Origin of the sequence: Micromonospora sp. WMMD961 (assembly GCF_029626145.1) — a bacterium.
Taxonomy (GTDB): domain Bacteria; phylum Actinomycetota; class Actinomycetes; order Mycobacteriales; family Micromonosporaceae; genus Micromonospora.
The window spans coordinates 5452207-5466549 of record NZ_JARUBJ010000002.1 but is presented as its reverse complement, the minus strand read 5'-3'; the positions used below and the strand labels follow the sequence as shown (position 1 = coordinate 5466549).

Below are 14343 nucleotides of genomic sequence, written 5' to 3'. Positions count from 1 at the left end.
GTCAGCGGTCGTTCATGCCGGCGCGGCGGCGCAGCGCGGCGACGTCGGTCACCACGATCCGACGCCCCTCGGTGCGCAGCCAGCCGCGACTGGCGAACGAGCCGATCGCCTGGTTGACGCTCTGCCGGGAGCCGCCGGCCATCTCGGCCAACTGACTCTGGTTGAGCTCGATCGTGATCATCGGCGCCTGGCTCTCGCCGGCCAACCGGACCAGCGTCTTGGCCACCCGGCCGGGCAGGTCGAGGAAGACATGGTCGGCGTTCTGTTCGGTGAGCCGGCGGATCAGCCCGCCCAACGAGCGCATCACCGCGTCCAGGATGCGGGGGTTGGAGTGCACCAGCTCCATGAACGCGCCCCGGGAGAGTGCGAGCGCCGCGCAGTCCTCGATGGCCTCCGCCGATGCGGACCGGGTGGACGCGTCGAGCAGGGAGACCTCGCCGAGCACGTCCGGTGGTCGGATCACCGACAACACGGCCCGCTCACCGGTCGGTGCGGTGCGAAAGACGGCCACCGCGCCGCGGCGCAGCACGATCAGCGACTCACCCGGGTCGTTCTCCACGAAGAGCAACTGGCCCTTGCGGTAGGTGCGCGGAACGGCGGCGGCGATGACACGCTGGCGTACCTCAGGCTCCAACCCGGCGAACATCTCGACACCCGTGAGCGCGTCACCCGGCTCCGGCAGGCGCATCTCCACGGCCCAACCCCTCCCCGGTCATGGACCACAAACTCGCTCACCGGGTGAACCTGATGGCCCTGACAAGGTGAACTGACACCGATTCGGCGTCCGGTAGCGGTACACATCAGATCATGACGGTCCGGTCGCTTGCTGTACACCCCTCGAAGCACTTCCGTGACCGTCGCGAGCTGGACCCCCGCCGGCTACGGTCGCGCGGCGGTGGGCGAGGATGGCCGGAATGGTCTACCGCTACTTCTACGACTGCGAGTTCATCGAGGACGGCACCACCGTCGACCTCGTCTCGATCGGTGTCGTCGACGAAAACGGCCGCGAGTTCTACGCGGTCTCCACCGAGTTCGACGACTCCCGCGCCGTGCCCTGGGTTCGACGCAACGTGCTGGACAAGTTGCCCTCCCCGGCGGACCGGGCCTGGCGGTCGCGGGAGCGCATCCGCGACGACCTGTACGACTTCCTGGTCGAGCCGATCCGGGACCGGCCGGGGGAGCAGTTGGAGCTGTGGGCCTGGTACGCCGCGTACGACCACGTGGTGCTCGCCCAACTCTGGGGTGCGATGCCGGCGCTGCCCCGGGAGATCCCCCGCTACACCAAGGAGCTGCGACAGCTCTGGGACGACAGTGGTCGGCCGACCCTGCCGGAGGCGGACGCGGCCCGGCACGACGCTCTGGTCGACGCCCGGCACAATCTGGCCCGCTGGCGGGCGATGACGAGCCGCTGACCGTCGGTCGTACCGCCGTAGGTTTGACCGGTTCTGTCCCGGGCATCGGTTCGGCGAACCGAAGCGGAGGAGACTGCCATGAGCAACGAGTCGACCAGCGCCGCGGAGTCCCGCGCCCGGATCACCGAGCTGGCCCGGGCCGCACGGATCTGCATGCTCACCACGATCGCTCTGGACGGGCGGCAGGTGAGCCGGCCGATGGGGCTCCAGGAGATCGAGTTCGACGGCGACCTGTGGTTCTTCGCCTACACCGACTCGGCAAAGGTCCGTCAGCTCCGGGTGAACCCAGAGGTCAACGTCGCCTTTTCCGACCAGAAGCACCACGCCTGGGTGTCGATCTCCGGGACCGCCACCGAGGGGTTCGACCGGGCCCGGGCCGAGCAGTTGTGGAGCCCGCTGCTCAAGGCCTGGTTCCCGGACGGGCTGGACACGCCGGGTCTCACGCTGATCAAGGTGCACGCCACCTCCGCCGAGTACTGGGACTCGCCGAGCAGCACCGTCGTCAACCTCCTCGGCTACGCGAAGGCCGCGGTCACCGGCCGGCCACCGAAGGCCGGCGAGAACCACGAGGTGACCTTCTGACCGGGATCGCCCCGGGGCGCGCTGTCGCCGTACCTGCGGGCCGACTACAGTGCGCTGTGACGGCCCGCCCCGGGCCGGCAACGGCGCCGATGGTCTGACCTGACACATATCCTGGGGCATATCGGGCTTTACCTGATGCTCCAGGAGGATGACGGATCATGCGTATCGGCGTGCTCACCGGCGGCGGCGACTGCCCAGGTCTCAATGCGGTCATCCGGGCGGTGGTCCGCAAGGGCGTCGCCACCTACGGTCACGAATTCGTCGGCTTCCGGGACGGCTGGAAGGGCCCGCTGGAGGGTCTGTCCCGTCCGCTGGGCATCGCCGACGTCCGTGGGATCCTGCCCCGCGGTGGCACCATCCTCGGTTCGTCCCGGACCAACCCGTTCAAGATCGAGAACGGCGTCGAGCGGATCAAGGACAACCTCGCCGAGCAGGGCGTGGACGCGCTCATCGCGATCGGCGGCGAGGACACCCTCGGCGTGGCCACCAAGCTCTACGAGCTCGGCGTGCAGGTGGTCGGCGTCCCGAAGACGATCGACAACGACCTCGGCGCCACCGACTACACCTTCGGCTTCGACACCGCTGTCAACATCGCGATGGAGGCCATCGACCGCCTGCACACCACGGCGGAGAGCCACCACCGCACCCTGGTCGTCGAGGTGATGGGCCGGCACGCCGGCTGGATCGCCCTGCACGCCGGCCTGGCCGGCGGCGCCAACGTGATCCTGCTGCCCGAGCGGCAGTTCGACGTCGACCAGGTGGCCGGCTACGTCGAGAAGCGCTTCCAGCACCAGTACGCCCCGATCGTGGTCGTCGCCGAGGGCGCCCAGCCGCTGGACGGCCAGATGGTCCTCGCCAACCAGGAGCTGGACTCGTTCGGCCACGTCCGCCTCGGCGGCATCGGTCAGTGGCTCGCCGAGCAGCTGGAGGCCAAGACCGGCAAGGAGGCCCGCACCGTGGTGCTCGGCCACATCCAGCGCGGTGGCACCCCGACCGCCTTCGACCGGGTGCTCGCCACCCGCCTGGGCCTGCAGGCCATCGACGCGGTCAACGACGGCGACTGGGGCAAGATGGTCGCGATGCAGAGCACCGACATCGTCCGGGTGCCGCTGGCCGAGGCCACCCGCGAGCTGAAGACCGTGCCGCTGGAGCGGTACGCCGAGGCCGAGGTGTTCTTCGGCAGCTGATCGACGGTCGGCGGCGCGGCGGGCCTGCGGGTCCGCCGCGCCGCGACCCGACGCGAGGGGGTACGACCGAGATGTCAGCCGGGGTGCACACGGTAGCGGTGATCGGCGCGGGCAAGATCGGTGAGCTGATGCTCTCCGGGCTGCTGCGCTCGGGATGGCCCGTGGACAAACTGCTGGCAACCGCCCGCCGGCCGACCCGCGCCGAGGAGTTGACCGCCCGCTACGGCGTACGCGTGGTCGACAACCTGACGGCGGTGGACGAGGCGGCGGTGCTCGCGATCTCGGTGAAACCGCAGGACGCCGCCGCGCTGCTCGACGAGATCGGCCCCAAGGTGCCGGCCGACAAGCTCGTCATCTCGCTCTGCGCCGGCCTGCCCACCAGCTTCTTCAGCCGCCGGCTGCCCGACGGCACCCCGGTGGTCCGGGTGATGACCAACACCCCGGCCCTGGTCGACGAGGCGATGACCGCGATCTCGGCGGGCGCGTACGCCACCGGCGCCCACCTGGCCCTCGCGGAGGAGATGTTCAAGCCGCTCGGCCAGACGATCCGGGTGCCCGAGTCGCAGCAGGACGCGGTCACCGCCCTCTCCGGCTCCGGCCCGGCCTACTTCTACCTGCTGGTCGAAGCCATGATCGATGCGGGGATCCTGCTCGGGCTGCCCCGGCAGGTGGCGCACGAGCTGATCGTGCAGACCGCCATCGGCTCCGCGGTGATGCTGCGCGACTCCGGCGAACACCCCGTGAAGCTGCGCGAGGCGGTCACCTCGCCGGCCGGCACCACCATCTCCGCGATCCGCGAGCTGGAGAAGCACGGGGTACGCGCCGCGCTGCTCGCCGCGCTGGAGGCCGCCCGCGACCGGGCCCGCGAGCTGGCCGCCCAGGCCGACTGAGCCCGCCCCGCGTCGCGGGGCCGTGCGCGTCCCGGCGCGTGCCGCATACTGGCCCGGTGTTCACACTCGCCCAGGCCCGACACCTGGTGGCCACCCTGCAACCACGCGTCGCCGAGCTGGTCCGGGTCCGCGCCGACCTGGCCGAGCTGCGCGCCGACCTGGCCGACCACGGCGTCAGCGCCCTCGGCGGGCTGGCCGAGGTGAAGGGGCTGGAGGCACGGCTGCACGCCGTCGTCGACGAGCTGCACCAGCACGACATCCAGGTCAAGGGCATCGCTCCGGTGCTGCTCGACTTCCCGGGTGAGCGCGACGGCCGTGCCGTGCTCTGGTGCTGGCTGGAGGGCGACTCCGACGTGCGCTGGTACCACCGCGCCGAGTGCGGCTTCGCCGGCCGCCGCCCGGTCTGACCCGGGTCGTCACCCCTCGGCCACCGCGAACACCACCACGTTGTCGGTGTAGTGCCCGCGTCGGCGGTCGAAGTCACCCCCGCAGGTGACCAGGCGCAGCTCCGCACCGGGCGTCGGCCCGTAGACCGCCGCCGTGGGAAAGCGGTCCTTGCGGGTGCGCAGCGACCCGGTCACCCGGAACGACAGCCGCTGACCGCCGCGCCACACCTCCACCCGGTCACCGGGGCGCAGCTCACCGAGCCGGGCGAACACCGCCGGGCCGCGCCGCGAATCGAGGTGCCCGGCGAGCACCGCCGGGCCGGTGTCGCCCGGGGCCGGGCCGCCGCCGTACCAGCCCGCGGTGCCGAAGTCGTCCGGCGGGACCAGCGCCCCCGCACCGTCCAGGCCCAGCACGGTGAGCGTCGAGTCGACGCCGATGCGCGGCACGCGTACCCGGGTGGGTGGACCCTGCGGCGCGGGCGTGGCGGCCACCGACGGGCAGTCGTCGGTGCAGCCGGGGTGCCAGCTCGCCGCCATCGCCGGCGGCTCGCTGCCGGCCAGCCCGACCCCGGTGCCGGCGGCCAGGAAGACCGCCGCGCCGGCCGCGACGAGCTCGGCCAGCGGTACCCGGCGGTCGCGGTGCCGCCGGATCGACAGGTCCGGCCCGCCGCTCACCAGGTGGTGCGCCGCCGCCGACGCCAGAGCAGCAGGGCCGCCGCGGCGGCCGCCGCAGCCAACCCGCCGGCCACCAGGGGGTACGCGCCCAGCCCGGCTCCGGCGGTGCCACCGGCGCCGGTGTCCACCCCGCCGGCCGGGACGACCGTGCCGCCCTCGGCGTCGCGGCGCAGCTCGGCGGTGAGCCCGCCCTGCTTGGCGTCGAGCACCAGCAACGAGTAGACCGCGCCGCCGGTGAGCTGCACCTCGGCGTCGGTGCTCGGGCCGCCCGCGCCGGTCAGCCGTAGCCGCCAACTGCCCGGCTCGACCTGTTGGTACTCGGTCGTCGTGGCGAACTGGACCCCGTTGGCGATCAGCGGGCCGTCGGCGGCTGCCACGTCCAGCACCGGGGCCCGCACCGAAGCCTGCACGACACGCACCTTGGCGCGGCCGTCGGTGGGGGTGCTGAGGTCGTCGTTGAGCACCCGCAGGCCCAGGTCGGCGTGCCGGCCGACACCGGCCACCGTGTAGGCCTCGCCGCTGGCCACCGCCACCTCGGTGGTGAGCACCGGAGGATCGGTGGCGGGAGCGCCGGCCTCGCGCATCGCCACCGCGTACCGGCCGGGAGGCAACGACAGGTAGTCGGAGACCACCCCGTACCCGACGCCGGGGAACACCTGAGGCTTCGCGGCGTCCGGCGCGGCCAGGTAGACGTCCACCGCCGGCGTGTCGGGGGAGAGGTGGGCGAGCCGGACGTATCCGACGGTGTCCGCGCCGGTCGCCGCACGGGCCGGCACGGGCGTGCCGGCGGCGCTGACCGGAGTCGGCGTGCCAGCGGCGAGGGCGGTGCCGAGCAGGAGCGCGCCAACGCTGGCCAACAGCCGGCGGGGCACGAAACGAAGCGTATGCATGTCGCCTCCGGGGGCACGTTCGGTGAGCGGGCGGCAACCCACGATCAGAGTCCCGTGAGTAGGACTGGAGCGCAAGTTGCCGCGTCGATGTTTTTCTCGCCGCGTGCCGTGCCGCGCGAGCCGTGCCGCGGCGAGAGTCCAGCCTGACTGGACCGGGCCGTGCCGCTACCGCACCGCGAGGAAGCCGAACAGGTTGGGCACTCCGCCCGGCCCTGCCTCGACGACCCGGACCAACCCGAGGCCAGCGGCCATGGTCGCGTTGAGCAGGTCGGCGAGCGGAACGTGCCAGGCGCCGACCCGGACCCGGACGCCCCACGTGTTCCAGCTGTCGAAGCTGTGCCCCCGATCCGCGTACCGCTCGTCGATGACGACGTTCGGGTGCCGGCCCCAGTCGGCGAAGGCACCCACGAAGCAGGGGTGCACGCCCACGTGCACGAACCGCCCACCGGGGCGCAGCACCCGCGCGACCTCGCCCAATAGGGCGGGATAGTCGGGCAGGTCGGTGCTGGCCAGCACACACATCGCGGCCGGCAGTGACGCGTCGGCGATCGGCAGCACGGTCGCATCGGCACGGATGACCGGAAGCCGCCCGCTCGCGTGCCGCAGTTGTCCGCCGGACAGGTCCAGGCCCACCGGCGTCCAACCGAGACCCGCCGGCACCGACGCGTGGGCGCCGGTGCCGCAACAGATGTCGAGGCACGGACCGTCGCCCGCGCCGAGCAGGGCCGCCACTGTCGCGTGCACCCGGCGGAGATAGTCGCCACCGCCGGAGATGAAGTCCTCGTACCAGTCCGCGTGGGCGTCGTACGCCGGTGTGCTCGTCGCTCCCATCCGCCGATGGTAGGGACCCGCGCCGGTCCGGCCGGGCCTGTTCTTCCGAGGGCAGACGTGGCGTTTGTGTTCGTCGGTTGGCGGTTGCCGGTGAGTCCATGGTGGCGAGGGTCGATGCAGAGGAGGTCTGTTTCCGGCGGTCCCGTCGCCGGTTGCTGGCCCGCGGAGTTGGTGCACCGGCTGGCCCTCGCCGCGGACGACCCGGCACCCGGTCCCGGGCGCTGACGGGGCCGCCGCGGGACCTCGTGTTCGCCTATCCTCGGTCGATGCGGGATCGCCGGGTTGCGCTTGCGTGGGCGGCCTTCGCCGTCGTGGCGCTGGTGTCCTGTGTGCTCGTGCTGCGCCGTCCGGATCGCCTCTCCGACCTGCACATCTACTACGGCGCACTGTCCGACCTGCACGCCGGTGAGCCGCTGTACGACTATGTCGCGGCGAACGGGGGCCCGTTCACCTATCCGCCGTTCGCCGCACTCGTGCTGGGGCCGATCACCGCCGTCAGTGAGGGCGTACTGCAGGGGATCTGGCTGGTGGCGACGTGCGCGGCGGTCGTCGCCATCGCCGGGGCCGTCGGCGTCGCGCTGACCACCCGACGCTCCCGGCGGCCGCTCGTGGTGGCGGTGGCGGCCACGGTGCTGATGCTCTCCGCGCCGGTGCAGAGCAACCTGCGCTTCGGTCAGGTCAGCATCTTCATCGTGCTGATGGCCCTGCTCGACGGGATGGGCGTCCTTCCACCTCGACTGCGCGGGGCGCTGGTCGGGGTGGCTGCGGCGATCAAGCTGACCCCGCTGCTGTTCGTGGTCTACTTCGTCGCCACCGGCCGTTATCGGGACGCGGGCCGCGCGGTGGCGACTTTCCTGGCGTGTGCGGGGCTCGCCGGAATCGTGCTGCCCGGAGAGAGCTGGACGTACTGGACCGAGGCCGTGCGGCAGACCTCGCGGATCGGCAACCTGGCCTCGCTGGGTAACCAGTCCGTGCACGGGATACTGCTGCGCCTCGGCGTGGACGAGGCGGCGTTGCCGCTGCTCTGGGCTGGTCTGGTCGCGCTCGTCTGTGTGGCGGCGTTGCTGCGGGCGCGACAGTTGACGCGACAGGGCCGCTCCGGGCACGCGGCGGTGCTCGTCGGCTGCGCCACCGTCGCCGCGTCCCCGGTGTCCTGGACCCACCACCAGGTGTGGCCGGTGCTCGCCGCGATGCTGCTGATCGGCGCGTCCGGCGTCACCCAGCGGGGCGCCGGCGCGGCGCTGCTCGCCGCCATGGTCGTCTCGTTGGGCGCGGCGCTCAGCCCGATCTCGACGCGGCCGGGAGTGCAGTTCCTCTTCGAGAACGCCCGCGCCGTCGGGGTGGGCCTGCTGTGCCTCGTCGGCTTCGGCGGTGTCGCCGTCGCCGCCGAGCGCGCGAGCAGACGACCGGCCGCCGGCCGTGCCTGGCTGCGGGTGGGCGTCACCGCCACGGTGGCGGTCGCGTTCTTCGCCGTGCAACCGCTGCCGGCCGGGGCCGACCCCACCTTCAAGGCGTACAGCCTCGACGACGTGGTCAACCCGCGATACTTCTTCGTCTGCCGTGGTCCGGCCGAATGCGCCGCCTTCGCCACCGACGTGCCGGTCACCTTCGGCACCCGCGCCGAGAAGACCAAGGTCCGGGTCAACGGCGTGGTCTCCCCGCAGGTGACCCGACTGGAGTACTACTCCGCCCCGGGTGGCGCACCCAGGGCCATCCCGCTGCTCGCCGCGTACCCGGGTTCGCGTACCTTCTCGTTCCGGTCCGCGACGATGGCCCATGGTCGGCTCGTTGCGTACGCCTCGGACGGGCAGCCGATCGCCAGCTACGACGACGAACTCGCCGCCGCCCTCCGCACGACTACCCGGTAGACGATCCCGGGGAGGGCGGCTGGCCTTGCTCAGCGGGTGGCGGCGGCGAGGGCGGCGCGCAGCGTCGTGGCGTCGCTCGGGGCCGGGTGTTCCCAGTCGGTCGGGCTCGCGGAGTAGAGCGTGCCGTACGCCGGGGTGTCCGGCTGGTAGCGCCACCCCTCGGCCAGCGGGCCCACGTCCACCGCGTCGTAGCCGATCCGGTCCAGGAAGGCGGTCACCTCGGCCTTCGCGGCGGCGTCGTCACCGGCGATCGCGAGGGCGCTGCGGTCGGCGGCGCCGGCCGGGCGGGGGAGCGCGGCCAGGCCCGTGAAGTAGATGTTGTTGAAGACCTTGACCACCCGCGAGTCCGGCAGGTGGCGCTGGAGCAGCTCGCTGCTGGTGGTCTCGCCGGAGTCCAACTCCGGGAAGGTGCCATCGCGCTGCGGGTAGTAGTTGTTGGTGTCGATGACGACCTTGCCGGCCAGCGGTTCCACGGGCACCGCGCGGTACGCCTTCAGCGGCACGCTGACGACCACCAGGTCACCGACCTGCGCCGCGTCCTGCGCGGTGCCGGCGCTGGCGTGCGCGCCCAGGGTCTCCACCAGGTCGGTGAGGGTCTCCGGGCCCCGCGAGTTGCTCAGCACCACGTCGTAGCCGGCGTCGACGGCCAGCCGGGCCACTGCGCCGCCGATGTTGCCACTGCCGATCAGTCCCACAGTTGTCATGCTCGTTCCCAACTCCGTCCACCCGCGACGCATTCCCGACCAGCCTGGTGGGTTATTCGTTGTCCGCCGTCGGGCGGCTGCTCCCGGCTGCTGGCGACCTCGCCGTCCCGGCGGGTGCCTGGTGGCGCCGCGAGCCCGTCCTGCACAACGTACTGCTCACGCTGGTCGCCGACCGGCTCTCCGGGGAGGTGCCACTCTCCGGTGACGAGCGGATCGTGCCGGCTGCCGTGCGGTCCCGCCCCGTCCCGCCCCGTTCCGCCCCGCCCCGTCCCGCCCCGCCCCGTCCCGCCCAAGATCGTGCTCGATCCGGGATGTAGTGGCATCCGAAACTCGGGAGGCCACTACATCCATGTTCGAGCGTGATCGAGGCGGTGCCCCCGAGCCCCCGAGCCCCCGAGCGCCCCGAGCCCCCGAGCGCCCCGAGTGCCCCCGGGGTTTCAGGAGGTGGGGAGGGTCTTTTCGATGGCGATGCGCAACTCGTCGGCGGTGGGTTGGACCGCCGGGGCGAACCGGGCGGCCACCGTGCCGTCCGGGGCGACCAGGAACTTCTCGAAGTTCCACCGGACGTCTCCGGTGTGCCCGTCGGCGTCCGGAGTGTCCACAAGCGCGGCGTAGAGCGGGTGTCGGTCGGCGCCGTTGACGTCGACCTTCTCCGTGAGCGGGAAGGTGACGCCGTAGTTGACCTGGCAGAAGTCGGCGATCTCGGCGGCGCTGCCCGGCTCCTGCCCGGCGAACTGGTTGCACGGCACGCCGAGCACCACCAGGCCGCGGTCGGCGTAGATGTCGGCGAGTTTCTGCAGGCCGGCGTACTGCGGGGTGAGGCCGCAACGGGAGGCCACGTTCACGACCAGCAACGCCTTGCCGCGGTGGCGGGCCAGGTCGGCGGGGTCGCCGGAGAGGGCATTGATCGGGATATCGAACACGGTCATGGGCTGAGGCTACGCACCGGCGGTCGAGGGGGCCGAGGTGCGGGCCCGACTGGTGCACTCCGTGCACCAGGAGAAATCGAAACATGGACATCTTGACGAACTGATGACGCCGTGAGTACCGTCTCACCCATCTCTTTTGGAAAGTTTCCTAACAGTTCGGGAGACGCCTCATGAAAAGATCGCTCCGCCGGGCCCTCTGGGCCGGTGCCGTGGTCGCCGTGACCGTGGCAGCGGTGCCGGTGACGACCGCGTTCGGCGCCGGCACGGTCACCGCCACGTTCACCAGGGCACAGGACTGGGGGACCGGTCACGAGACGAGGGTGACCGTCACCAACGGATCGAGTGCCGCCATCAGCACCTGGCGCATCGAGTTCGACCTACCGTCGGGCACCACCATCAGCAGCGCCTGGGACGCCGATGTCACCAGCAGCGGCAACCACTACGTCGCGGTCAAGAAGAGCTGGGCCGGCGGCCTCGCCCCGGGCGCCTCGTTCAGTTGGGGCTACAACGGCACCGGTGCCTACAAGGCGCCGCTGAACTGCACCATCAACGGCGCGGCGTGCGGCGGCGGCACCACCCCGCCCACCACGACGCCGCCGACCACCACCCCACCGACCACGACGCCGCCCACCACGACGCCGCCCACCACGACCCCACCGACCACGCCGCCGCCGAACACCGGCGGCAAGAAGGTCGTCGGCTACTTCGCCGAGTGGGGCGTCTACGGGCGCAACTACCACGTCAAGAACATCCAGACCAGCGGCTCGGCCGCCAAGCTGACCCACATCCTGTACGCCTTCGGCAACACCACCGGCGGTCGTTGCTCCATCGGTGACAGCTACGCCGACTACGAGAAGGCGTACACGGCGGCGGACAGCGTCGACGGCGTCGCCGACACCTGGGACCAGCCGCTGCGGGGCAGCTTCAACCAGCTGCGCAAGCTCAAGCAGATGAACCCGCACCTCAAGGTGATCTGGTCGTTCGGCGGTTGGACCTGGTCCGGCGGCTTCACCCAGGCCGCACAGAACCCGGCCGCCTTCGCCGAGAGCTGCTACAACCTGGTCGAGGACCCGCGCTGGGCGGACGTCTTCGACGGCATCGACGTCGACTGGGAGTACCCCAACGCCTGCGGTCTGACCTGTGACACCAGCGGCCCGAACGCGTTCAAGAACGTGATCAGCGCACTGCGGTCGAGGTTCGGGTCCAGCGCCCTGGTCACCGCCGCCATCACGGCGGACGGCAGCAACGGCGGCAAGATCGACGCCACCGACTACGCCGGCGCGATCGGCAACCTCAACTGGCTGATGCCGATGACCTACGACTACTTCGGGGCCTTCGCCGCGCAGGGTCCGACGGCGCCGCACTCCCCGCTGACGTCGTACACGGGCATCCCGCAGCAGGGCTTCAACTCCGACGCCGCGATCCAGAAGCTCAAGAGCAAGGGCGTCCCGGCCAACAAGCTGCTGCTCGGCATCGGCTTCTACGGCCGTGGCTGGACCGGTGTCACCCAGGCCGCACCGGGTGGCAGCGCCACCGGCGCGGCACCGGGCACCTACGAGGCGGGCATCGAGGACTACAAGGTCCTCAAGAACACCTGCCCGGCCACCGGCACGGTCGCCGGCACCGCGTACGCCAAGTGCGGCAGCAACTGGTGGAGCTACGACACCCCGTCGACCATCAACGGCAAGATGACGTACGCGAAGAACCAGGGCCTCGGTGGCGCGTTCTTCTGGGAGCTCTCCGGTGACACCAGCAACGGCGAGCTCATCGGCGCCATCAAGGGCGGTCTCGGCTGAGCCGAGGGCCGACGCTCCACCCACACGGCGGGGAGGGGCCCGCACCGTCCCTCCCCGCCCGTGACCCGGCGGCCCGGTCGACGCCCAGCGTCGGCCGGGCCGCCGTCGTTGGGCTGTCCCAGCTCGATGTGGCAGACTCGCGGCTCGGCAGGTCTCGATGGCGCGGTCGACGGAGGTGGTCATGCGCTCGACCCACCGCAGGCTGGCGGCGACCGCCGCCGGGTTGGTGCTGCTGCCCGTCGTCCTGGGCGGCTGCGGCATCGGCGGCGACGCCGAGAAGGAGCCCGCGGCCAAGCCCGCGCGAGCCCCCGCCGAGGAGGCGGCCACCCGCTCCCGTGAGCGCGTGCAGGCGTACCTCGACGCGATGACCGCGAAGGACGTCGCCGCCGGTCGGAGCCAGCTCTGCGCTCTCCTGCACGACGGTTTCGACCTGGGTGCCACCGGACCCAACGGTGACTTCGCCGACCACTTCAAGGTGCCCGAGGCGGCCATCACCGACATCCGGCCCGGTCCGTTCGGGCAGGAGGTCAGCGTCTCGGTCTCGGTCGCCTCCGGCAAGCGCACCGTCACCCGGCCGCTGGTGTTCACCGTCACCCGGGACGGAGGCGACTGGTGCATCGCCGGCGAGGCTCCGGGCGAGGCTCCGGCCGCCAGCCCGACGCCGCCGAAGGCCCCCCCTACCCCCGCGTCCTGACCAGCACCCGGCGGATTGATCTCCCACCTGCCGGAACCGTCCCCCTCGCCGCCCGGTCGCCTCGACCGTCGCCGTACGCTTTCTGTCATGCGCCATGAGTGGCATCAGCTGAGCCATCCCGGGGTGGGTAGCCCGGGCCTGCAGACCAGCCGACCGACCGTCGACTCCGCCGAGGACGCCGCGCTCGGCCTGGACCGATGGCGGGAGTTGCCCCGCGAGCAGGTCCCGCCGTGGTCCGATCCGGCCGCCGTCGCCGAGGTGTGCAAGGTCCTCGACACCGTGCCCTCGGTCGTCGCGCCCTACGAGGTGGACCAGCTCCGGCAGAAGCTCGCCCTGGTCTGCGAGGGCAAGGCGTTCCTGCTGCAGGGCGGTGACTGCGCCGAGACGTTCGCCGACAACACCGAGAGTCACCTCCTGGCCAACGCCCGCACCCTGCTGCAGATGGCGATCGTGCTCACCTACGGCGCGTCCCTGCCGGTCGTCAAGGTCGCCCGGGTGGCCGGGCAGTACACCAAGCCCCGCTCGCTGCCCACCGACGCGCGCGGTCTGCCCGCGTACCGGGGCGACATGATCAACTCGCTGGAGGCCGACCCGGCCGCCCGGGTCGCCGACCCGCAGCGCATGATCCGGGCGTACGCCAACTCGGCGGCGGCGATGAACATGCTCCGGGCGTACCTCGCCGGTGGCCTCGCCGACCTGCACGCGGTGCACGACTGGAACAAGGGATTCGTGAAGAACTCCCCGGCGGGGGAGCGCTACGAGGCGATCGCCCGGGAGATCGACCGGGCGCTGGCGTTCATCCGGGCCTGCGGGATGACCGACGACGAGGCGCTGCGTACGGTCACGCTCTACTGCTCCCACGAGGCTCTCGCCCTGGAGTACGACCGGGCGCTCACCCGGGTCTCCGACCGTCGGGCGTACGGGCTCTCCGGGCACTTCCTCTGGATCGGCGAGCGTACCCGGCAGATCAGCGGCGCGCACATCGACTTCATCTCCCGGATCGCCAACCCGATCGGCGTCAAGCTCGGCCCGACCACCTCCCCGGACGAGGCGATCGAGCTGTGCGAAAAGCTCAACCCGGACAACATCCCCGGCCGGCTCACCCTGATCAGCCGGATGGGCAACCACCGGGTGCGCGACGCCCTGCCGCCGATCGTCGCCAAGGTCACCGCCGCCGGCGCGAAGGTGGTCTGGCAGTGCGACCCGATGCACGGCAACACGCACGAGTCGTCCAACGGCTACAAGACCCGGCACTTCGACCGGATCGTCGACGAGGTGCTCGGCTACTTCGAGGTGCACCGCGGCCTGGACACCCACCCCGGCGGGCTGCACGTCGAGTTGACCGGTGAGGACGTCACCGAGTGCCTCGGCGGCGCCCAGGGCATCGAGGACCTCGACCTGCCCGACCGCTACGAGACCGCCTGCGACCCGCGTCTGAACACCCAGCAGTCGTTGGAGCTGGCCTTCCTGGTGGCGGAGATGCTCCGCGGCTGAGGCCG

General features: G+C 71.8%; 16 protein-coding genes. 10 read left to right on the top strand and 6 right to left on the bottom strand.

The window, feature by feature from the left end; translation table 11 throughout:
• Position 1: 1 nt before the first annotated feature.
• On the bottom strand, positions 2-694 hold the full coding sequence (locus O7614_RS24635; RefSeq protein ID WP_007463121.1) for a Crp/Fnr family transcriptional regulator: 693 nt from the start codon (positions 692-694) through the stop codon (positions 2-4).
• 220 nt (positions 695-914) lie between these two features.
• On the opposite strand from O7614_RS24635, the gene O7614_RS24630 reads away from it, so the two are divergent.
• The 5 genes from O7614_RS24630 (at position 915) to O7614_RS24610 (ending at position 4478) form a co-directional block, all read left to right on the top strand.
• Entirely contained in the window at positions 915-1412 is a 498-nt protein-coding gene (locus tag O7614_RS24630; protein ID WP_278142366.1) for a polyadenylate-specific 3'-exoribonuclease AS, read from the top strand.
• Between the two features lie 78 nt (positions 1413-1490).
• Positions 1491-1994: a pyridoxamine 5'-phosphate oxidase family protein gene (locus O7614_RS24625; protein WP_278140823.1), complete on the top strand. Its 504-nt coding sequence runs from the start codon at positions 1491-1493 to the stop codon at positions 1992-1994.
• Between the two features lie 158 nt (positions 1995-2152).
• Positions 2153-3181 carry a 6-phosphofructokinase gene (locus O7614_RS24620; protein WP_203151341.1) on the top strand — a complete coding sequence of 343 codons (1029 nt, stop codon included), beginning with the start codon at positions 2153-2155 and terminating at the stop codon, positions 3179-3181.
• 71 nt (positions 3182-3252) lie between these two features.
• Positions 3253-4071, top strand: coding sequence for a pyrroline-5-carboxylate reductase (gene proC, locus O7614_RS24615; RefSeq protein WP_278140822.1), 819 nt, complete (start codon positions 3253-3255; stop codon positions 4069-4071).
• 56 nt (positions 4072-4127) lie between these two features.
• Positions 4128-4478: a DUF2203 domain-containing protein gene (locus O7614_RS24610; protein WP_278140821.1), complete on the top strand. Its 351-nt coding sequence runs from the start codon at positions 4128-4130 to the stop codon at positions 4476-4478.
• 9 nt (positions 4479-4487) lie between these two features.
• Here the strand turns inward: O7614_RS24610 and O7614_RS24605 are convergent, their stop codons facing one another.
• The 3 genes from O7614_RS24605 to O7614_RS24595 form a co-directional block, all read right to left on the bottom strand.
• Complete coding sequence (locus O7614_RS24605; protein WP_278140820.1) at positions 4488-5132, bottom strand: class F sortase; 645 nt, start codon at positions 5130-5132, stop codon at positions 4488-4490.
• On the bottom strand, positions 5129-6004 hold the full coding sequence (locus tag O7614_RS24600; RefSeq protein WP_278140819.1) for a DUF4397 domain-containing protein: 876 nt from the start codon (positions 6002-6004) through the stop codon (positions 5129-5131). Before O7614_RS24600 ends, O7614_RS24605 begins: the two co-directional genes overlap by 4 nt.
• A gap of 183 nt (positions 6005-6187) precedes the next feature.
• A complete protein-coding gene (locus tag O7614_RS24595) occupies positions 6188-6853 on the bottom strand; it encodes a methyltransferase domain-containing protein (RefSeq protein WP_278140818.1) in 666 nt (221 codons plus the stop codon).
• 266 nt (positions 6854-7119) lie between these two features.
• On the opposite strand from O7614_RS24595, the gene O7614_RS24590 reads away from it, so the two are divergent.
• Positions 7120-8721 carry a glycosyltransferase 87 family protein gene (locus tag O7614_RS24590; protein WP_278140817.1) on the top strand — a complete coding sequence of 534 codons (1602 nt, stop codon included), beginning with the start codon at positions 7120-7122 and terminating at the stop codon, positions 8719-8721.
• Between the two features lie 29 nt (positions 8722-8750).
• Here O7614_RS24590 and O7614_RS24585 read toward each other — a convergent pair whose 3' ends face one another.
• Positions 8751-9425, bottom strand: a complete 675-nt coding sequence (locus tag O7614_RS24585) for an NADPH-dependent F420 reductase (RefSeq protein ID WP_278140816.1) — start codon at positions 9423-9425, stop codon at positions 8751-8753.
• Between the two features lie 59 nt (positions 9426-9484).
• Here O7614_RS24585 and O7614_RS24580 point away from each other — a divergent pair, with 59 nt between their 5' ends.
• Positions 9485-9742, top strand: a complete 258-nt coding sequence (locus tag O7614_RS24580) for a hypothetical protein (protein ID WP_278140815.1) — start codon at positions 9485-9487, stop codon at positions 9740-9742.
• Positions 9743-9862: 120 nt separating this feature from the next.
• Here O7614_RS24580 and O7614_RS24575 read toward each other — a convergent pair whose 3' ends face one another.
• Positions 9863-10354, bottom strand: a complete 492-nt coding sequence (locus tag O7614_RS24575) for a glutathione peroxidase (protein ID WP_278140814.1) — start codon at positions 10352-10354, stop codon at positions 9863-9865.
• 170 nt (positions 10355-10524) lie between these two features.
• On the opposite strand from O7614_RS24575, the gene O7614_RS24570 reads away from it, so the two are divergent.
• The 3 genes from O7614_RS24570 to O7614_RS24560 all read left to right on the top strand — a co-directional run bounded on the left by O7614_RS24570 (position 10525) and on the right by O7614_RS24560 (position 14338).
• Complete coding sequence (locus tag O7614_RS24570; protein WP_278140813.1) at positions 10525-12150, top strand: glycosyl hydrolase family 18 protein; 1626 nt, start codon at positions 10525-10527, stop codon at positions 12148-12150.
• Positions 12151-12331: 181 nt separating this feature from the next.
• On the top strand, positions 12332-12844 hold the full coding sequence (locus O7614_RS24565) for a hypothetical protein (protein ID WP_278140812.1): 513 nt from the start codon (positions 12332-12334) through the stop codon (positions 12842-12844).
• 87 nt (positions 12845-12931) lie between these two features.
• Positions 12932-14338, top strand: a complete 1407-nt coding sequence (locus O7614_RS24560; RefSeq protein WP_278140811.1) for a 3-deoxy-7-phosphoheptulonate synthase class II — start codon at positions 12932-12934, stop codon at positions 14336-14338.
• Positions 14339-14343 lie beyond the last annotated feature (5 nt).